This window comes from Acidobacteriota bacterium (assembly GCA_009691245.1).
In the GTDB taxonomy this organism is placed as follows: Bacteria; Acidobacteriota; Terriglobia; order 2-12-FULL-54-10; family 2-12-FULL-54-10; genus SHUM01.
Genome location: SHUM01000059.1, coordinates 1 through 20785 on the forward strand (window position 1 = coordinate 1; position 20785 = coordinate 20785).

A 20785-nucleotide genomic window follows, 5' to 3' on the forward strand; every position below is an offset into this window, starting at 1 on the left:
AGCGATTCTACAATGAGGACTCCGATGGCTGGCCTTACGGCACGCACTACGGCGATATCAAGGGTTACGTCCAAGGCGACTGGCGCAACGGCACGCGGCGTCCCATCGTCCCTGAGAACTTCATCGACGCCGCGCTCGGCCCCAATGAAGGCTCGCAAGCGCCGGACTTCGGCGCCGGTCCCACCTGGGCCATCTTCGACGCCGACGCCGTGAAGCGCGAAAAGTGGGACTTGAACCCGCCCAACACCGACCCGAAGTACTTCTTCACCGCCAACTCGCTGGCCGAGCTGGCCGGTATGATCAAGAAAAATCCATTCACCAAGGTGGACATGCCCGCCAGAAATCTGGAAGCAACCGTGGCGCGCTGGAACTCGATGGTGGATTCCGGCAAAGACACGGACTTCGACAATCCCAGCCCGAAGAACAAAATTCAGACCGCGCCGTTCTACGCCGCATGGGCCACGGTGGAGGTGCATGACAGCTACGCCGGCCTGCGCATCAACATGAAGTGCCAGGTGATGGACATGCACGGCAAGGTCATCCCCGGCCTCTACTGCGGAGGCGAATCCGCCGGCGGCTGCAGCCAGCACGGCCAGGGCCGCTGCCTCACCCAAGGCTACATCTCCGGCAAAGAAGCCGCCAGCGAACCCAGCAAAACTTAGCGCATGAAGACATCTGTGACCATCCCTGATGACATTCTTGAGAGCGTGCAGCGGCTGGCACGGAGGACCAGAAAATCGCTCAGTCGGCTGATAAGTGATGCGCTGAAGGAATATCTGGCGCGACATGCTCCGGATGAGGTGACCGAGGCCATGAATAGGGCCTGCATGGAGGCAGGCGATGTTCGCGATCCATTCGTCGCTGACTCCGCGCGGCGCATTCTATGGCGAAGCGAGTGGTAATTTCAAAGGGCGAGATCTGTCGAATTGAGGAACTACTCCACGGACACAGTCGGCAAGCCGAAAGTCAGCTTCTGGATGTATTGGCCGGAATGGGTGCTACTCCTGTTTTCCTTCGCGACACCATTCATCACCTGTGTCATCTGGCACAGCGGTTGTCGAATTCAGAATGGTCCCACATCTTTTCATTAAGAATACTAGGAACATAGATCGTGCTACTCAACAAGAGGAACAGCAGGGCTTATCTTGCGCGGCAGCAATCATTGAATGGGTCTGTTTGATTCTGGCCCTCATGGGAACGATTATTGGGGGCTACGGTGATTTGCTTGTCGGGAAATAACTCTGCATTCGAGCACGTAGCCACGGCACAAAAATCGTGCCGTGGCTTTTGGGAGTTTATGTCGCTCCAATTACTGCCCCGGCGGGGCCGGGGCGTGTTCGTCCATTCCCTGGCGGGTGATGGGGACTGCGCCGAGCTTTTCGAGTAGCGTCGCGGTGCTTTCGTGTTTGCCGTAGAGGCCGCGGTAGCGCAGCACGGGGCTGATGCCGGCGGCCATGCTCCAAGGCGTTTCGCCGTGCTTGTCGGTAACGTCCACCTTGGCGCCCTTGCTTGCGAGGTATTCAACCACGCCATCGGCTCCTGTGAAAGCGGCCATGTGCAATGCCGTTTGGCCGTCTTCGTTCAATGTGTTCACGTCCGCGCCAGACTCCACCGCGGCCATCACCGCCTCGAGCGCGGCCTTGGCTTCCGCTTCGTCAATTTCATTTGCTCCCTGGAAAGCACAGGAGCCGGTGCAGGCCGAGCGCGCCGCCGCCATCAGTGGCGTGATACCAGCTTCGGCGGTCAGAGTCGCGCTGGCGCCACCCTCGCGCAGGATGCGCATCAGCATAGCGTCGCCCGAGGCCGCCGCCAGAAAATATGCCGTGGCTCCGCGCATCAGAAATGGACTGCCGTCTGGCCCACGTGAAACATTCTTGGCGATCTGCAAATTGGGATTCGCGCCGCGCGACAGCAGCGCTTTCGCCAGTAGCGGCATATTCGGCGGACGGATGCGATAGGATGGATCATAACGCACGCCGGTGAAAGCCTCCAGCCCGTTGCGCGCCGCCTGATGCAGCGCCGTAATGCCGTTGCGGTCCGCGGCGTTGGGGTTGGCTCCCTTTTCCAGCAGGAATATGCCCAAGTCTTCATGGCCGCCGGCAGCGGCCACCACCAGCGCGGAGCCATATTCTTCCGTGCTGTCGTTGGCATCCGCTCCGGCTTCAAACAACAGCCGCGCGCTGGCCACATTTCCCGAGCGCGCCGCAAACAGCAGCGGAGTGAACCCGCCTTTTGAGCGCAGGCGAACATCCGCCTTGTGGTCAATCAGGTGCTTCACCGCCGTGGAGTGCCCTCCAGAGGCAGCCCACATCAACGCAGTCTGGCCGCTCTTGGACTCCCGCGCGTCAACCGAGGCACCTCGATCGAGCAGCAGCTTCACCGCCGCGCCGCTGCCCGTGCGCGAGCATTCCATCAACGGAGTAACGCCGCTCAACTGAGCAAGATTAGCATCGGCCCCGGCCAGCAGCAATTTTTCCACCAGCGCTTCGTTCTGATTCGTGCAGGCTAGTGCGAGGGCTGTAACACCGTACTCATTCGCGGCATTCACGTCGGCTCCCGCGCCGATCAGCAGCTCTGCCACTTCCAGGTCATCGCGATGCGCGGCCCAGTGAAGCGCGGTTGCTCCATCGCCCTGCCTGGCATTCACGTCCGGCTTCTGATCGAGCAGGACGCGCACCGCGTCCATGTCTTGACGGCGTACCGCGTCGAATAGTTGCAGGTCGCTGGCGGCGTACAGCGAGGACGCGGCGAGGAGCAGCAGGCCGCCGACCGACAAGAGGATTCCGCTAATCCTGGAAGAAGATTTCATAAATATTCTTTCCTGTTGCTGTCATCCTGAGCGCAGCGAAGGATCTGCTTTACCTTACGGAATAGCGAAAAGCAGGTCCTTCGCTGCGCTCAGGATGACAACCAAAAATAAATTCCTATCACTCTTCGACACCATGCTAACTAAGCGACAGCAGGCCAAACTTTCCGTCGCTATTGCCGAAGGCTTCCAGCGGGATGCCCAGCTTGTCGAGCAGCGTCCAATAGAGATTAGAGATCGGCGTTGCGTCGGGAACTCGCAGATGCCGCCCTGACTTGATCTGGTCCGCGCGGCCACCGGCCAGGATGAGGGGCAAATTCTGGAGCAGGTGATCGTTGCCGTCAGACATCGAGCAGCCAAACATCACCAGCGTTTGATCCAGCAGCGAGCCATCGCCATCCGGCGTGCTGCGCAACTTATCCAGATAATACGCGAGCACCTTCATGTGATGGAGGTTGATGGCATAGAGCTTGTCTAGCTTGGCCGGGTCCGACTGATGATGCGACAAGCCGTGATGAACCTCCGGCACGCCGATCTCGGGATACGCGCGGTTGCTCTGCTCGGGGCCCATCATGAAGGTGATGACCCGCGTCAGGTCTGTCTGGAACGCCAGGATTTGCAGGTCGAACATCAGCTTGGCATGTTCCTCGAAAGTGGCCGGGACGCCCGCAGGGCGCTCCACCGTGGGCAGCTCGCGCCCGGATTGCTCTTCGGCAAGTTGTATGCGCCGCTCGACGTCGCGCATGCCATCCATGTATTCCGTCAGCCGCGCACGGTCGCTGGGCCCGACTTGGTTCATGAGCTTCGCGGCGGCCTCCGTCACTGAATCAAGCAGACTGCGGTCGCTCGACATCCTCGCGCGGCGCACCGCGGCGTCGGTGCTGTCGCTGTCGCCAAACATGCGCTCGAAGACCGCGCGCGGGCGGTACTCGATGGGCAGCGGCGTGGTGGGCGTGCGCCATGAGATGGTGTTCAGATAAGCGCAGCTCCAGCCCTTCTCGCACTGGCCGAGCACGTCATTGCTGTGCATTCCAAGCTCCAGCGAGGCCAATTGAGTTTTCTTGCCCAGTTCGCGCGCCGCGATCTGATCAACGGAAATACTCACGCGGCCCTCGCGTTGCGGATGCACGGCCGTCAGGTAGACTGCGCCGGCGCGCTCATGCGGCGCCGACTCGCCCTCGCCGGGCATGGGATCGCCGATGCTGTTGTTTAATCCACTGACCACCAGCAAGCGATCGCGCATCGGCTTCAGCGGCTCCAGCGTGGGACTCATCGTATAAGCCGCGCCATCATTCGCGGGCGTCCACTTGTCCATGTTCATGCCGTTCGGCGAGAACAACACGGAAAAGCGCTTCAGCGGAGCCGATGCGGAGGCGAACGCCGGGACCATGCTATCCAGCAACGGCAGTGCCATGGCGACACCCAGGCCACGCAATACGGTCCGGCGCGGAATTGATTTACGTGTGATGATCATGGCGATTCAGCCCTCGTCATTTCATGCGTTGTTGAAACGGCATACTGTTCACGATGGAAACAATCAGTGATGAGATTCGATGGTCCTGTGCGGCGGCCTCGCGCATAATGGCGCGAATGGCCGGCGCGTCATAATATTCCACACCACGGCCCAGCGCATAGGTCAGCAGGCGCTCGGTAACGGTGGCGACGAACTGATCGCGGCGCTTCTCCAGCAACACTTTCTTCAATCCTGGCAAGCCGTCGAACGGCGTGCCATCGGGCAGCGCGCCGGAGGAATCAATCGGCGTGTTGGAATCAACGGTGCGCCAATGACCGATGCCGTCAAACTTTTCTAGCGCGAACCCCAGCGGGTCCATCACCTTGTGGCATCCGGCGCAGGCGGGGTTGGCGCGATGCTGCTCCATGCGCTGGCGCATGGAAAGAACCTTGCCCGCGGCATTGCGGTCGCGCAGCTCAGGAACATTCGGCGGAGGGGGAGGCGGCGGCGTGCCCAATAAATTATTGAGAATCCATTTCCCGCGCACGACCGGGGAGGTCCGCGTGGTGTAGGACGTTACAGTCAGGATGCTTCCCTGCCCCAGCAGTCCGCCGCGTGGTGAATCTTTTAACTCGACCCTGCGAAAGTGGCTGCCGTAGATGCCGGGAATTCCGTAGTGTTGCGCCAGACGCTCATTCACGAAGGTGTAATCGGCGCTCAGCAGGTCCATCACGCTGTGGTCTTCGCGCAGGATGCTCTCCAGGAACAGTTCGGTCTCCTGGCGAAACGCCTGCCGCAGATTCTCATCGAAATAAGGAAACTGTTCCAGGTCTGGCGACACCCCGCGCAGAGTGCGCAGAGACAGCCACTGCGCGGCAAAGTTGCTGACCAGCGAACTGGCTCTGGCATCGGCCAGCATACGCGTTACCTGCGCCTGCAGGACTGCTGGTTCATGCAGCTTCCCACCTTCGGCCAGGCCCAGCAACTCTTCGTCGGGAATGCTGCTCCATAGGAAAAATGACAAGCGCGAAGCCAGCTCCCAGTCATTGACGCGGTAGGACGAACCCGCTTTCACGCTCGGAGGATCGGCCTCGATCCGGAAGAGGAACTCCGGGCCAGCCAGCATTCGTTCGAGAGCGTTGCCGATTCCCGCTTCAAATCCGGCGCGCTGCTTCCCCTCCCGATAAAAGGTCATCAGTGTCTCGATTTCGTCGGCCTGCACCGGACGGCGGTAGGAGCGGCGGGCCAGCGATTGCAGAATCGAGCGCGCACAAACGTCCTCTTGTTGACGCGCATCGGGCTGCTGGCGACCCTCTTGCCGGCAGTTCAGCAGCGCGCGGCGGCTGGCCGTTTCGCTCAATCCGTTCACTTTGTAAGGTCCACCAACGGAGACGGTCCACACGGCGGGCAGGCCGCCCTTGTACTGCGCGTAGTCGTAGAGAGTCATCGCGGGATAGTCCGGCTCTTCCGCGATGGAGGCTTCCTTTACAAACGCGGCGGCCACTTCATGCGCGCCCACCTTGGCCGGGAAGCGCAGGTTGAGAACCTCGTCAGCGGTTCGCTCGTAAACTTCCTGCGCGAGCTCGCCCATCGAGGCTGACGAAAAAATCCCGGAGGACTTGCCGTGCCGCTCGCCGCCGACCTCAAAGCGTCCGATGCGCACGCCGTCCAGCCGCAGATCCAGCGTGTGCGGCGCGGCAAGCCCGCGAATGTAGTCGCGCGAGTTGCGTTGCAGGCGAACATTGACTTCATACTCGCCATCGGCGGGAAAATTATGGCGAACCACTGCGCCGCCGCGCGAGCCAAACGGCAACGACTCATCCACGCGATCATCCTGCATCAGGTATTTCGACACATCGTATATCTCGACCGCTGGCTTCGCCTCCGACGTGCCCAGCGCCAGGCGCCGCACCTGTCGCGCCACGGCAAGATAACGCTCGGCCAGCAGTGGAGACAAAGTGAGCACATCGCCGTTATTGTCAAACCCGTAACGCGAGTCATCGGAGGGCAGCAGGGCTGCGGCGTCGATCTCCACACCCAGCAGATCGCGCACGGCGTTCGAGTATTCGGTGCGGTTCAGACGACGCAGGGAGGTCCGCCCAGGGTTGGGACTCGCGGCGGCGGCGCGATCCAGCTCACTCTCCAGATGGTGCAGCAACGCGTCGGTGGTAGCCGGATCCGGACGCGGCGCGCCCGACGGCGGCATGTCGCCCGCGCGCAGTTTCCGCAGTACTTTCTCGTACAGTTCCGTGTCGGCGGATGCGGAGCCGTTGGCGGGATGGTAGCCGGACTGCGCGATAGCCGCGACATTATCAATGTTTACTTTTTCAAGCGTCAGCCCCGCCGTGCGCAGCTTGTCATTGTGGCAAGTAACGCAGTAGCGATTGAGCAGTGCGCGATGGGGGGAGACATTCGTAGTTGCTGGCGCTGGGCTGCTGGCCTGCTGCGCGGCTACGCGAACAGCGGGCATCAATAGCGCGCAGTATACCATTCCGAAAAATACAATTCTGGTCATCGAGAAACCGCTCCCGGGCCTTGCAAATCGGGATGAAAGGCCCGCCTGAAATAGCACTCTTGAGGGCCACTATAGCAGCCACCCGTAAGAGGCACAAGGCCCCATTAATATCCGGTGGTGTCCTCTGTGTACCTCTGTGCCCTCTGTGGTTAAATCTTCTGAACCACAGAGGGCACAGAGGTACACAGAGGACACCCCTAGGACACTACCCAATATCCGTGGAAGGCTCGACGTAGCACGGGCCAACTGGACTATCAAAGGCGGGCAGTCAGGAGATTTTTCTGCACTTTACCCATCGCGTTGCGCGGTAGCTCGTCAATCAACAGGAACCGTTTGGGAACCTTGAAGGAGGCCAACCCCTTGCGACAGGCGGCCTCGATGGCCGCCATATCCGGCAGCGACCGCGGGTCAGCAACAATGAAGATCACCGGCACTTCGCCCTTCACTGGATCGGCGGCGCCCACCATCGCGGCGGCGGCAACGCCCGGCAGCTTCATGACGAACTCCTCCACCTCGCGTGGATAGATATTGAATCCGCCGGAGATGATTAGTTCGCGGAGACGCCCCTGCAAGGTGTAATAGCCGTCCGATGAGCGAACGCCCACGTCGCCGGTGCGAAAGTAGCCGTCCTTGGCGCCCTCCCTGGTGAATGACTCGCGCGTCGCATCGGGATTGCGCCAATAGCCGGAGAAAACATTCGCTCCCTTCACCAGCACCTCGCCCACTTCATTGTCGCCCATCAGACGCTCGCTCGCCGGATCGCAGATGCGCGCCGACACGCCGGGCAAAGGGTGCCCGACCGAGCCGGGACGTCGCTCGCCATCATACGGATTGGAGATATTCATGAGCGTCTCGGACATGCCGTATCGTTCCAGAATTACATGGCCGAACAAGCCGCGAAACTGCTCCAGAATCGCCGCCGGCAGCGGGGCTGACCCGGAGACGAACAAGCGCAGGGACTGGCCAATCTGACGCGCGATCTCCGGGGGCGTTTCCAGCAGACGGACGTACATGGTGGGAACGCCGAAGAAAACTGTCGGCTTAAAATCGAGGAGTTGCTCAATGAAAGTTTCTTTATCGAAGCGTTCCAACAATCGCGTGTGGAATCCCAATGCCAGCCAGGTATGCAGACCGTTGCCCAGTCCATGGACATGAAAGAGGGGCAGCGGCAGCAGAAGCCTGTCTTCGGTGGTCATGCGCCATGCTGCGATCAGACTCTTTGCGTTGGCGACGAAGTTGCCGTGCGTCAGCATCGCGCCCTTGGGCCGGCCCGTGGTGCCAGACGTGTAGACGAGCGCGGCGACCGTGTCGCCGGTTATCTGCGAACTCGGTATTTCCTTTGTATCATTTCCCTCTTTTGCCTCACTCTCAAGCAACTCACTCAACTCTTCCACGCGCCAGTGGCGCAGTTGCGGGCGCCGCGCCACCACCGGCGCGAGAATCTCGTCGGACTCGCGATGCGCGAAAATCACGCGCGGGTCGGCGTCGGCGAGGATGTGCTCGATCTCCCCCTCGCGGTACAAGATATTGATCGGCGTGAAAATGAAGCCCGCCTTCACTGTGGCCAGAAAGATTTCGATCAGCTCGACGCAGTTTTTCAGATAGACCGCGACGCGGTCGCCGGGTACCAGTCCTTCGGCCAGCAAACGGCGGGCAATGCGGTTGCTGCGGCGGTTCAGCTCGTCGAAGCGGAACTCGCGCCCCTGAAACTCCAATCCAATTTCAGGTGCGCGGTGGCGCAGGGATGGCTCAAATAACTCCGGCAGATTCATGCAGGCTTACTTCTTTTCAAAAGATGACAACTCTTGATCTCAAGGCCGTGTGTCAGAGGAAACAATCTGCGGGTCAAAGCACCCCGAAGAAGAGCCAGCAGACCACTGCACCGACCACGCTCATTGATAGCCCCCACGCCAGCAGCTTGTTGAAGAGCGCTTTGCGGTCTTCCGAAGGGTCGGCGTTGGCGATGCACAGCGCGCCGAGAGTGGAGAGCGGCGACGCATCCACCAGGAAAGTTCCGACATTGATGGACGAGGCGATGGCCACCGGATCGCCGCCGCCGAGTTTCTCGATCAGGCTGGGGATGGTGGGCAGAAACGCCGGCATGACCACTCCGGATGAGCTGCTGTACACCGAGATCAGTCCGGTGACAAAGGCGATAACGCCGGTAACGGAGTCTTTCGTCGCAAACCGGGCCAGGAGGGAAGTAAACAAGTCCATGCCGCCCTTGCGCTCCAGGATGGAGATCAAAACGGTTACGCCGCAGACCATGATGATCACGTTCCACGGAATACCCTTGACCGCGGTTTCTTCGTTGGCGGCACGCGCCAGCGTCAGGATGGCGGCACCGAGAAACGCTCCCATGCCCGGGTCGATCTTGAAGTACGACACGCCGACAATCAGCGCGGCGATCACCGCCAGCGTCAGCCCTTGCTGCCAGCGCAGACCACTGCCCATGCCCGGTCCCTCGCCATCTTTGCCGGGATCACCCAGCGCGGACTCGAAGGCTTCGGGAGCGGCTTGACTCCGAAAAAGCTTGTAGCCGCCAAGCAGCAGATATCCGCCGAGGCCGATGAAGGATTGTGCGATGAGATTGTTCAAAAACATCGGCCATTCCTGGCCGGTGATGCCCACACGCTCCAAAATGCCGTCAGCGATCACGCCAGGTGGAGCGAAGGGGGAAAAGGTGCCGGCGTTGGCTCCGCAACAGACCACGATGGTCATCAGAAATGCGCTGATGCGCACGCGACCGGAGACGGTCATGGCAATGGGAGCGAGAATCGCCACGGTGGCGATATTGCCAGCTCCGATCGCCGAAAGCGCCGCCGCCAGCAGGAAGAAGATCACCGGGATCATGCCCAGATTCCCGCGCGCGAGCCTTACGCTGCGCCGCGTGATGCCATCCAGCGTGCCATTCACCCGGGCCTGGCTGAACAGCAAAGTGATGCCCACCAGCGTCAGCAGTAAACTGCTCGGGAATCCCGCCGCGATCTCACCCACCTTCATGCCGCCCAAAAAGACGCCAACAATAAACGCAAAGGCAATGGAGATGAGTCCCACGTTCACGCTGGAGACCACGCTGATCAGCAGCGCGGCGGCGAAGGCGAGCACGGAAGCAAGTGGCAGGTTCATGAACGCCAAACTTTAGCAGGAATGAAATACTCATGCAACCAGCGGGCACGGCAGACGCGGCGGGAACTTCGCCCTTCGGACAAATCGCATTATAAATATGGCAGCACTGAAACCGGTAGAGATAAAAACGGCCACCTGGGAGATAGGTGGCACAATGTAGCGAGAATCAATTTGGTGCGGATGAGAGGACTCGAACCTCCACGCCCGTTAAGGCACTAGAACCTGAATCTAGCGCGTCTGCCAGTTCCGCCACATCCGCATGTAACCGAACCATCATTTTGGCAGCTACACGCCAGCCTTGTCAATTCAGAGGTGTCCAGCCGCGCGGCACACGGAGGCGAACGGCGCACAGAGCCGCGCGCGTGAGCAAGCGGACCGGGCGGGTCAGTAGCGGGTGGGAAGTCGGTCGTCTGGCCGCAACGCTCACAGTGCTTTCTGGCGCGGGGCTTTAGGGCATTGCGCCGGCGCCAGCGGGTCCGCTCCCTTACGGTCGTGGCTCTGTGACGGCCTTAGAAAAAATCAGCCCGGCAACTTTTCATTGCCGGGCTGAATAGTGGTTAGATTGACTGGCGCGAAAGCTAGAAGATCAGCTTCAGGCCAAACTGAACCTGCCGCGCGGAACTCGAGGTGCTGGTGATCTGGCCACCGCCGGTAAAGGGGTTGCCATTGCCGGCATTCTGGAGCGTCGCGGAGGCCGGGCGCCCGAAGCTGGGGTGGTTGAACAGATTAAAGAAGTCGGCATGGAATTGCAGCCGGCTGCCTTCCGTGAATCCAATCTTCGTATTCTTCAACAAGCTGATATCAATGTTGGTGAATCCGGGGCCAATGATGATGTTGCGTCCTGCGTTCCCGTAGAAGCCCGCCACGGGCCGAGAGAAGGCGCAGATATCGAAATACTGGTCCGGCGTGCCCAGTTGTTGCCCCGGCGCAATGGAATTGACTGCGGGGGCTGCGGCGTTGTATGGGCCGGGGGTTCCGTTGACGTAAGTGCATCCCGCCGTGGTCCCAGTCGTCATGCTCTGCGCTGTGCGTCCGGGTACCAGTTCAGGATGTTGCTCATTGACGCTGCGCCTGCCATCCGGAGCGCTGACTCCGCGCAGAGTAGGTCCAACCGCCGCGCCCGACGAGATGGAGAAGATGCTGGAAACCTGCCATCCACCGAACATTTGCGCAAGCAATCCGGTGTCAGCCGGCGCGGGGATCGACCACAACCCGTTGATCCCCAAGTTCTGCCCTATGTGCGTGGCCGCTAATCCGCGGTCCGCCTTGTGATTGTAGGGCTGTGTTACCAGACCCTCGCCAAAGTCCGAGTTCCCTAGCCCGGTGGTCGAGTCATCCACTGTCTTGGACCAGGTATAGACAGTCTGGAACTGGAAGCCGTGGCTCACGCGCTTCTTCACTTCCACGGTCATGGCGTTGTAGAACGACTTGGCATCCGAGTGGGAACAGGTGATCACGCCATTGTTGGGATTCACGCGTGGCCAAGGATTGGCTGCCGTATTCGTCGGCACAAACGGACGCCCGTTCACTTGAATCGAAGGACGAGCGTTGCAGTCCGACTTCATGGTCAGATGTGTTCCCCGATTTCCTATGTACCCCACGGCGACAGACAGGTCCGGCAATATCTGGCGCTCGATGGCGAGATTGAATTTGATCTCGTACATGGGATCCAGATCGAACTGGATAGCCTCGCTGAACGTGTCCGGATTCAACGTGGTCGAAAGGGCGGCTGCGGTTCTGGAGGTGAGGTATGCCCCGGCGCCAGCCAGGCCCACACCCGGATTGTTTTGGATCAGCGTCGCGGCATCGGGCGGGTTCTTGCGGGTTACGGTATTCAGGTAAGGGGTGAGCAGCATCAGGTGGAAGATGCCGCCGCCCGCGCGCACGGCCGTCTTGCCGTCGCCGTTCACATCCCAGGCAATACCCACGCGCGGGGAAAATGTGGTTTCTCCCGGGCTGTCAAAGTAAGTGTTAATGCCGTCGGTGGAGATGTGACTAAACTTGGTGGCCGTTACCCAGTCCTTGTAGGTGGAGGCGCGGTTCCACTTTTCCGTCGGGCTGGTCCAGGGCTCGTAGCGCAGTCCCAGGTTCAAGGAGAAGGTGGGGCTCATGCGCCAGTCGTCCTGGAAGTAGAAACCATAGACTTGCTGCCGAACCGTCCGGGCCGTGTCCGCGCCCGCGACTTCCGCCGTCAGCGTCTCCATGCCGCCATCAATCAGGAATTGCTCGGCGTTAATCCATGAGAAGGTTCCGAAGGCGCCGGCGGCCGGGCCATTGTTGTTGAATCCGTTGTAGGCCCATGACCCGCCGTACTTCAGGGTGTGGTTGCCCATGGAATAGGAGAATGCCTGCGAAAGCTCCCACTTGTTCTGGATGCGGAACGAGGGCTGGTCCGCGCCGCTGAAGGAAGCTACACCAGCGTAGCCGAGTGAAGGCGGATACGGATGATGCAAGAAAAACAAGTTTTTCGGATAGTCGATGTTGGAAGTAATGATCGGACTCAGCCCGTTGCGGTTGAAGGCGAAGCTCGAGGTCCACAGCAGCGTGGGACTCAGAATATTCTCATATTGCAGTGTGGTGAAGCGCTGCTGAGAAGTAACGGTGGAGGTGTAAACGCCCAGCGTGCTGGGATTGGCGTCGGTGCCATCATCATATACGAACCGGCTAAACAGTTTCTGGCTGTCGTTTAGCTGGTAGTCTGCGCGGGCCACAAGATAGTTCTCATTCGTAATCGTGTCCAAGGGGGTATAGCGGCGGGCGACGCCATTTCCAATCGACTCGCCGTTTGGCTGCGGCCAAATGTCGAGGTACGGCCTGATGATGGGCGCGACCTGCACCTGGCGACCATCGGGCAGAATGCCCCGACGGATGTTTAGGTCGGGAACATTCGAGATATCGATCGCCCCAACGCGAGCCTGCCGGAGCCCTTCATACGCCGCAAAGAAAAATGCTTTGTCACGTCGGATCGGTCCACCCGCAGACCCGCCGAACTGGTTGCGGCGGAACTCGGACTTTTCTCTGCGACCCTTATTGGCTTCCCAGGAGTTGGCGTCGAAATTGTCATTGCGATGCAGGCCGAAGGCCGAGCCATGAAGCTGGTTGGTCCCGGACTTGGTAACCATCTGCACCACGCCGCCCGAGTAGCCGCCGTACTCGGCGCTGTAGCCGCCGCCGGTAACCACGCGAAACTCGCGGATAGCGTCCACGCCGAGAACCACTCCGGCGGCGCTGCCGGGCGTGGCAAAGTTACCCACGCTGTTGATGTTGGAGCCGTCGAGCGACCAGCCCGTATCCATGGGCCGGGAGCCGGAAAGCGACACGCGCGCGCCAAAGCCTTTGGAGGCAGTCGCCGCGGCGGCCGTCCTGACGTTGAGCGCTCCCGCCTGGCCCAGGGCCAATTGGCTGAAGTCGCGCCCGTTCAGTGGCAAACTCGTGATACGCGCTTCCTCCACCACGCCGGAGACGCCGCTCGAGGTGGTGTTCACCAGCGGCGCTTCGCCGGTAACCGTTACCTGCGTGCTCACCGAACCCACCTGCAAGGTCAAATTGACCGTGGGGTCATCTCCCACGGTGAGCGTCATGCCGGAGCGCAGCAGCGTATCAAACCCGTTCATCGTCGCGGTTATTTCATACGATCCAGGCGGCAGTTCAGCCGCCACGTAGCGCCCGCGATCATTCGTAGTGAGGCTGCGCGAGACGCCGGTCTGCACATTACGCACCATCACTTGCACGCCGGGCAGCACGCCGCCCGAGGCGTCCGTGATCACGCCGGACATGCGCGCCGTCGAAGTCTGCGCGGCGGCATTTGCCACCAATACTATTGCCATGGCGATAACGCCAAAAATAGACACCAATCCACGTTTCATCACCCCACCCCCTTATGCTGACTAGGTTCTGACTATGTTCTGACAATCCTCGTTATTAATCGCCTGCTTGATGGTCAAGCAGACGCACCGACCGCTGCCCCCAATTGCTCGACACCCAAACGGTAAGTTGTGCCTAATCTACCAACTGGCCCAAACTATACACCAAACTCCCGCCTTGCGGGACTTTTTTTTAGTCCCCCCCTCCCCCCATGAACCAACCTCGCCACGCAGGTCTGCGCCGGCAATTCGCGGTAAACTGGAGGATTGTGTTTACAGGAGAATCGTGACCATATTATGACCAGACCACTTGAAGGCGTACGCATCCTGGCCGTATCGCAGTTCGGCGCCGGCCCCTACGGCACACTGATGCTGGCCGACCTGGGCGCGGAGATCATCAAGATTGAAGACCCCGGCACCAACGGCGACGTCTCGCGCGGCGTGCCGCCCTCGACCATTGAGAATGACAGCCTCTATTTCCAGTGCTTCAACCGCAACAAGCGCAGCCTGCAACTGGACTTGGGGACTCCCGAAGGAATGGAGATTTTCCACCGCCTGGTGAGCATCTCGCACGGCGTCTTCAACAACCTGCGCGGCGACGTGCCCGCCAAACTCGGCATCACCTTTGATTCCCTGAAGATGCATAACCCGGCCATCGTCTGCTGCTCGCTCAGCGCCTACGGGCGCACCGGAGCGGCGGCGCGCATGCCGGGCTACGATCCACTAATGCAGGCCAGCGAAGGTTACATGAGCCTCACCGGCGGGCCTGACGATGGGCCTATCAAGTGTGGCGTATCGGTAATCGATTTCGCCGCGGGCCTGGCCGCCGCCTTCGGCATGATGGCCGGCATTCATTCCGCCACGCGCACCGGCGTGGGCTGCGACGTGGACGTCAGCCTGCGCGACACGGCGCTCTCCATGCTGAACTATTACGCCGTCTGGTATCTCAATCTCGGCCGCGTCCCGGAGCGTATGGCCGACTCCGCCCACGCCGTGCTCACGCCCGCGCAGACCTTCCGCACCCGCGACGGCCACATCGTTATTTTCTGCGCCAAAGAAAAATTCTGGGAACTGCTTTGCGCCGCGCTCGACAAGAAAGACTGGGCCAGCGATCCGCGTTTCCACGATTTCGCGGCGCGCTCAAAAAATAAAACCGACTTGCTGGCCTTGCTGCATCCGGTCATCATGGCGCGCACCACTGCTGAATGGCTGACTCTGCTGGAGGGCAAAGTCCCCTGCGCGCCCGTGCGCACTCTGGCGGAGGCTCTGGACGATCCGGCGGTGGTCGAGCAAGAGATGATCGTGGAAGTCGACCACCCTCATTTCGGCAAAGTGCGCGAAGTCGGCAGCCCAGTTAAATTTTCTGGAGACCAGCCGCAGCATCACGCCGCCCCGGCGCTAGGGGCGGACACGGACAGCATTTTGCAATCGTACTTGAGTTACTCCGCAAGTGAGATCGCGGCGTTGCGTTCGCGGGGAGTCATTTGAGTTAGTGACTCACAAGTCCAATCACGTCGTCATTCCGAGCGCAGCGAGGAATCTGCTTTTGGTTTCGGCGCGGCGATGGGTAAAGCAGATTCCTCGCTGCGCTCGGAATGACGACTTCTTGTATGTGGGGGGGGGCTAGGAAGCCGACGGCTTCCACTCCAGCGCTTTCTTGTAAATCTGGCCTTCCACGAACAGTTCGAACAACTGATTGTCGATCAGCTTGTGGTCAGCCTCCATCTTGAGGATGTCGAGCGCCTTCTCGGTGGGCAGCGCTTTCTTATACGGCCGGTCGGAGGCGGTGAGTGCGTCGAAGATGTCGGAGATGGTCATCATGCGCGTCTGCACGGGAATCTCCGACTCATTTAATTTTCCCGGATATCCGGTGCCATTCAGCTTCTCATGATGACCGCGCGCGATCAAGGGAATGTTGCGCAGTTCCTTGGTCCATGGAATCTTGCTCAGAAAGTTATACGTGTGAGTCACGTGTGACTCAATCTCCTTGCGCTCCGAGTCATCGAGACTCCCTTTCGGGATAGAGAGCATTCTCACTTCATCCTCATTCAGTAAGGAGCGAGGCGTTCCTGCCCAATCCAGAAACTGCATGGCCGCCAGCTCGGAGAGTCTACGGAAATCACCCTCCGGGAGCACCGTGGGCTTGTTGCACTGCATGACAAATTTGTAGAATTCGTCGAGCTCCTTCAGTTTGTCACTCAGCTCCGTAGTAAAGTCACTCTGCCGCGCCAGATACTCCTCGCGTCCCTTCTCCAGAAGATAATTCAGCCTGCGTTCCGAGTGTTCATGCTGCGCGGCCTTGCGCACGAAATCGAAGCGCTCACTGACCAGCTTGGCCTGCAGGGGATAGAGCTTATCGGCCTTTACCAGCACCTCTTCGCGCACGCCCACCTTGCCGAAATCGTGTAGCAACGAGGCGTAGCGAATCTCCTTCATCTCGGAGCGGGAAAAGTTGAACTGGCGGAAATTCGGCGTATCCGCGCGGTCCACCGCTTCGGCAAATCCTACTGTGAGATCGGCGACGCGGAATGAGTGACCCGACGTAGTAGGGTCGCGTGACTCAATCGCGGTAACCGACGCTTTGACAAACCCCTCGAACAGTGACTGGATACTGTCATAGAGCCGATTGTTCTCAATGGCCACGGCGGCCTGACTGGCCAGCGAGCTGACCAGCGCCTGCCGATTTTCCGGATAGGGAATCACTATTGCAGCGGCATTCTGCGGATTGATGGTAGCTTTCTGGTCGCGCTTGCAATTGATCAACTGCACGACGCCGATGATCTCGCCCTGCGGATTCTTCATGGGAACCACCAGCATGGACTTGGTGCGATAGCCCACGTTGCGGTCGCGGTCCGGGTTGAAGCGGAAGGGCAGCGACTCGGGAATGTTGTAAACATCCTCCAGATGCAGCGGCTCGCCGGACTGCGCCACGTAGCCGGCGATGCTGGCCGAGTTGATGGGCATGGTGAACTCGGCGAAGGGCACCTGTAAGCTAAAGTTTTGCGCCACTTTGGAGCGCAGATTCTTGGTTCCGTCCGCGGCTTCCTCCGCCAGATAGAGCGTGCCCGCGTCGCTATCGGTGATCTCGCGGCTCTTTTGCAAAATCAGTTCCAGCAGCGCGGCGGTCGACGGCGCGGTGGACAGCGCGATGCCGATGACGTTCATTTCGTCGATTTCATAGCGCGCCGCAGCCAGTTCCTGCGTGAGTTGCGCCTGACGCCGGGCCAGCTCCAGATTCTCTAGGGCCGCGCGCACCGCGGATTGCAGCGCAGCACTCTGTGGCGGCGCAGTCAGATAGAAGAATATGGGGATGCCGGAGGAGTTCTCGGGAAGCTCGTCCTGGCCCGATCCCAGGACATAAATCAGGCAGGCGCGATTGTCTGCAACTGCTGCCTTCACTGGATCAGAGAAAATCGATTGGTCATCGGCCACGATGACGCAGTCGGCCAGTTCACCACCGGCCAGGCTCCCGGACCAGCGCTTTACTTCACATGGCCCAAGCCCTGGCGCAGCAAGATTCCCCAGCAGCCCCAAGGCATCCAGATTTTGGCAAAGCACCTTGCGATTCATCTCTACCATTTGCTGATCACTCTGCCCCGCAGGGCGCTACTGCAAGCGGTCGCGTGATCATCGCTACGCGCGACGGCTCAACCGTCCCTTAGGGGCTCGGCGGTACTATACAAGAATTAGCCAGCCGATGCCAGAGGAAGAAACGATTTGCGCCATCGCCCCGTTGCCCTACTTGGTAAGTCGCCGGTGTTGGGCCATACTGCCGACGAGTATTTCCATTAACCTGGCGGCGTCCCGCACATTGACAGTGTGCCGGACGGGCGGATATGCTCAGGGTCTAGCCATGGTTGACATCCACTGCCACATCCTTCCGGCACTTGACGACGGCGCAACAGAAGACGCCGTCTCCCGACAAATGTTTGAGATGGCCGCGCGCGACGGCATCGTTCAGATCGTGGCCACGCCGCACGCCAATTACCAATACAAGTTTGATGCGCAGGTGAACCGGAATAAGCGGGATCAGTTGCAGGCATCCATGGGGGCGACGCCCGAGATTCTTCTCGGCTGCGATTTTCACCTGAGCTTTGAAAATATCGAAGACGCCAAGCGAGACCATACTCGCTATTCAATCAATGGCAAACAGTATCTGTTGGTGGAATTCGCCGATTCGAACATTCCGCCGCATACGGACCAGATATTTTTCGATCTCATCTCCTGCGGCATCGTCCCCATCATCACCCACCCGGAGCGCAATCCCATCCTCGCCGATCAGCCGGAATTAATTGCCACCTGGATCGGACTGGGCTGCGCGGTGCAGGTTACCGCCGGGTCGGTTACGGGCAAGTTCGGCACGCGCGCGCTGCGCTCCACGCAGACCATGCTGAAATACAATATGGTCCACTTCATTGCCACCGACGCGCACAACCTCACCACGCGGCCACCCGTGCTCTCCGAGGCGCGTGAAACCATCGCACGCGATATCAGTCCCGAAGTCGCCGAACTTTTGAGCAACTCCAATCCCCGAGCCGTCGTGGAAGGCCTCCCGATGCCGTGGCTGCCACAGCCAGTGCCCATGGGCAAGCGCGGTTGGTTTTCATTTTTACGCTAGGCAATTTTTATTGTTACTGTGGAGTTCGCCTGCCAGGTCAAGACTGAACCGCTCACCGGAAAGGAGCGGTGTCGGCGGAGTCATCCTGCGCCCGCAGCGCTCACAACCCTGATTCCATTTGAGCACTATCGCATACGAAAAGGAGATGTGCCCGTTCATCGACCGCTCCCTCTCGGTCGCGGCTCGGTTGGCTGCCCGGTGCGATTCCAGTCGCGTTAGAAAATCAACTTCATCCCAAACTGAATCTGCCGCGACGTGGTCGTGGTGTCGTCGATGGTGCCGGCAGCGCCGCGCGGAATGCCCACGGCCTGAGCGGCCACTGCGGTATCGAACACGTTATTATCGGGCAATCCAAAGTTGGCGCGGTTCAGCAGATTGAAAAACTCGGCGCGAAAATCCAGTCGCACGCCTTCTCTGAGGTTGGTCTCCTTGCCCAGCGTAAAGTCCAGGCTGACCATGCCCGGGTTGATGAGCGTGTTGCGTCCCAAATTACCGTAGAAGCCCGCAGGCTGAAGGGTGAAGGCGCAAGGATCAAAATACCGTTCGCTGCCGCCCAGTTGCTGGCCCGCTGGAATCCTGGCCAGTCCGTCCGTGCCCACCGGACCGCAACCCGCCGTCGCGCCCTCGACAGGATTTTTGTCCGCGCCGGCCGGCAGGTCGGGACGGTCGGCGATTGAGCGCGCTTGATCAGCGGAGCGCGCGAATCCGGTCAGCGCGGTGAACGGCGTGCCGTCCTGAATGGTCAGGATCATGCCCGCCTGCCAGCCGCCCAGCAGCTTCGCCGCCGGGCCGGTCCACATGCTGGAGGGAATGTCGTAATTGAAATTGGCCACCAGATTTCTCCGCAGGTCATAGGAGGAAAGTCCGCGGTCGCCCCGCGCATTATCCGGGTCCTGCGTGGCCTGCGCGCCGCCCAGCGCGTGCTGCGAGATGGTCACCGAGGCGTCGTCGATGGTCTTGGAGTAGGTAAACGATAGCTTCGAGCGGAAGCCGCCACTGAGTCGCTGAATGAAATCCAGTTGCATCGACTGATAGAACGCATCTACGTCCGAGGTGACAATACGGCTGCCTGCCAACGCAGCATTCTTGCGATTGCCGCCGACGTACTGTTTCCGCCCGTCGGGAAGAATCACGGGACGGCGCGTGTTGGCGTCCGAGTTGCGCGTCAGGTGATAGGAGTGCGATCCCACGTAGCTGGCGTTGAACACCGTGTTGGTGGTGATCTGCCGCTGCACGCCGAAGTTCCAGTGCAGGCGCGTGGGCACGTCGATGTTGAAATCAATGCCATCCGGCTGCGGCGCGCGCAACGCTCCGCTGCCGCCGGAGAACCCCAGCGGAAACGGCGCATAAAACGTTGTGGCGGGATTGTTGGTCACCACGCTGGTAACGTCGGTCAGGCCGAAGTAGGGCGTGTTGTTGGGCGTGAAGAATCGGAACTAATTTTCGAGCTGGTCGTAGAAAATTCCGAATCCGCCGCGAATCGCCAGGCTGCCGTTTCCCGACTGATCCCAGGCGAAGCCCACGCGCGGCGCTAACGATTTATGGTGCGGCTTGAAGAACAGGCTGCCCAGCGTGGGCAGCGTGTTCACCACCCGCTCGCCGTTCACGGAGCGCGTCTGGAAGTTGGCGATGCGGTCGCCGCGCGCCTCCACCGGCACCGACATCACTTCGTAGCGCAGCCCCAAATTCAACGTCAAGTTGGGACGCAGTTTGTAATCATCCTGCGCATACACTGAAATAAAATTCATGCGATAGGCCTTCTCCGCATCGCCGCCGCCGGAGGGATCGGGCGCGCGGAACAGCGTGGGACGGGCCAGCAGGAAGCTCTCGAAGTCGGAGAACTGAAACGCGCCGCGCAGGCTGTTCTGGAAATTCTCGTTGTGCTGGATGCGCTGAATCTGCGCGCCAAACTGCATCGAGTGCGCCCCGCGATAATAGAAAACCTGGTCCTGATAGTCATACTGATTCACTACGAAGAAGCGCTCGGCGCCCGTGGCCGTGCCGAAATCTGAGAGCGGCGCGCCCGCCGTGCTGGTGCTGAAAGTAAGGTTGCCAACTGTCTTCGCGCCGGGCAGGAAGCGCAGCGTGGGATCAATGTCCACCACCGGAAGCGAATCGGCGTAGACGGAACTGCGCGTGAATCCCACGCGGAACGAGTTCAGGAACGTCGAGTAGGTCTTCTTGTAATCGAGCGTGGCGAGCTGGTCGCGATTTTTATCAAACCCCGCGAAGTAGGGATTCGGCGTCGGTCCCACTGACCTGCCCGGCGATTTCGATACCAGCCGAAGTGAGAGAGAATCTCATGAGGGAGGTATTTGAATATGCCGATGCAGAGGTACAAACCAGAGCAGATCGTAACGGTGTTGCGGCAGGTTGAAGTGGCGGTGGCCAGCGGGAAGAC

The 20785-nt window shown here is 60.1% G+C and carries 13 protein-coding genes and 1 tRNA gene; 4 read left to right on the plus strand and 10 right to left on the minus strand.

Annotation, left to right across the window (positions count from 1 at the left end):
• Window positions 1-662, plus strand: a 662-nt coding sequence (locus EXQ56_12665) for an FAD-binding protein (protein MSO21283.1), incomplete at its 5' end; no start/stop codon positions are given.
• A 3-nt stretch (window positions 663-665) separates the two neighbouring features.
• A complete protein-coding gene (locus tag EXQ56_12670; GenBank protein MSO21284.1) occupies window positions 666-902 on the plus strand; it encodes a ribbon-helix-helix protein, CopG family in 237 nt (78 codons plus the stop codon).
• A 407-nt stretch (window positions 903-1309) separates the two neighbouring features.
• Here EXQ56_12670 and EXQ56_12675 read toward each other — a convergent pair whose 3' ends face one another.
• The 7 genes from EXQ56_12675 to EXQ56_12705 form a co-directional block, all read right to left on the minus strand.
• Window positions 1310-2809, minus strand: coding sequence for an ankyrin repeat domain-containing protein (locus EXQ56_12675; protein ID MSO21285.1), 1500 nt, complete (start codon window positions 2807-2809; stop codon window positions 1310-1312).
• Window positions 2810-2945: 136 nt separating this feature from the next.
• Window positions 2946-4280, minus strand: coding sequence for a DUF1552 domain-containing protein (locus tag EXQ56_12680; protein MSO21286.1), 1335 nt, complete (start codon window positions 4278-4280; stop codon window positions 2946-2948).
• 16 nt (window positions 4281-4296) lie between these two features.
• Window positions 4297-6774 carry a DUF1592 domain-containing protein gene (locus EXQ56_12685; GenBank protein ID MSO21287.1) on the minus strand — a complete coding sequence of 826 codons (2478 nt, stop codon included), beginning with the start codon at window positions 6772-6774 and terminating at the stop codon, window positions 4297-4299.
• A gap of 254 nt (window positions 6775-7028) precedes the next feature.
• The gene (locus tag EXQ56_12690; GenBank protein ID MSO21288.1) at window positions 7029-8546 is read right to left on the minus strand and encodes a hypothetical protein; all 1518 of its coding nucleotides are present in this window, start codon (window positions 8544-8546) and stop codon (window positions 7029-7031) included.
• 73 nt (window positions 8547-8619) lie between these two features.
• Entirely contained in the window at window positions 8620-9903 is a 1284-nt protein-coding gene (locus tag EXQ56_12695) for a C4-dicarboxylate ABC transporter (GenBank protein MSO21289.1), read from the minus strand.
• Window positions 9904-10075: 172 nt separating this feature from the next.
• Window positions 10076-10162, minus strand: a tRNA-Leu gene (locus EXQ56_12700).
• Window positions 10163-10481: 319 nt separating this feature from the next.
• A complete protein-coding gene (locus tag EXQ56_12705) occupies window positions 10482-13769 on the minus strand; it encodes a TonB-dependent receptor (GenBank protein MSO21290.1) in 3288 nt (1095 codons plus the stop codon).
• 294 nt (window positions 13770-14063) lie between these two features.
• Between EXQ56_12705 and EXQ56_12710 the strand changes: the two genes are divergently transcribed.
• Window positions 14064-15254: a CoA transferase gene (locus EXQ56_12710; protein MSO21291.1), complete on the plus strand. Its 1191-nt coding sequence runs from the start codon at window positions 14064-14066 to the stop codon at window positions 15252-15254.
• 135 nt (window positions 15255-15389) lie between these two features.
• Here the strand turns inward: EXQ56_12710 and EXQ56_12715 are convergent, their stop codons facing one another.
• Window positions 15390-17345 (minus strand): GAF domain-containing protein, encoded by a 1956-nt coding sequence (locus tag EXQ56_12715; GenBank protein MSO21292.1) that lies wholly within the window; start codon window positions 17343-17345, stop codon window positions 15390-15392.
• Window positions 17346-17619: 274 nt separating this feature from the next.
• On the opposite strand from EXQ56_12715, the gene EXQ56_12720 reads away from it, so the two are divergent.
• Window positions 17620-18384: an exopolysaccharide biosynthesis protein gene (locus EXQ56_12720; GenBank protein ID MSO21293.1), complete on the plus strand. Its 765-nt coding sequence runs from the start codon at window positions 17620-17622 to the stop codon at window positions 18382-18384.
• A 215-nt stretch (window positions 18385-18599) separates the two neighbouring features.
• On the opposite strand, the gene EXQ56_12725 is transcribed toward EXQ56_12720, so the two are convergent.
• Window positions 18600-19760 carry a hypothetical protein gene (locus tag EXQ56_12725; GenBank protein MSO21294.1) on the minus strand — a complete coding sequence of 387 codons (1161 nt, stop codon included), beginning with the start codon at window positions 19758-19760 and terminating at the stop codon, window positions 18600-18602.
• 60 nt (window positions 19761-19820) lie between these two features.
• A complete protein-coding gene (locus tag EXQ56_12730) occupies window positions 19821-20639 on the minus strand; it encodes a hypothetical protein (GenBank protein ID MSO21295.1) in 819 nt (272 codons plus the stop codon).
• Window positions 20640-20785: the final 146 nt, after the last annotated feature.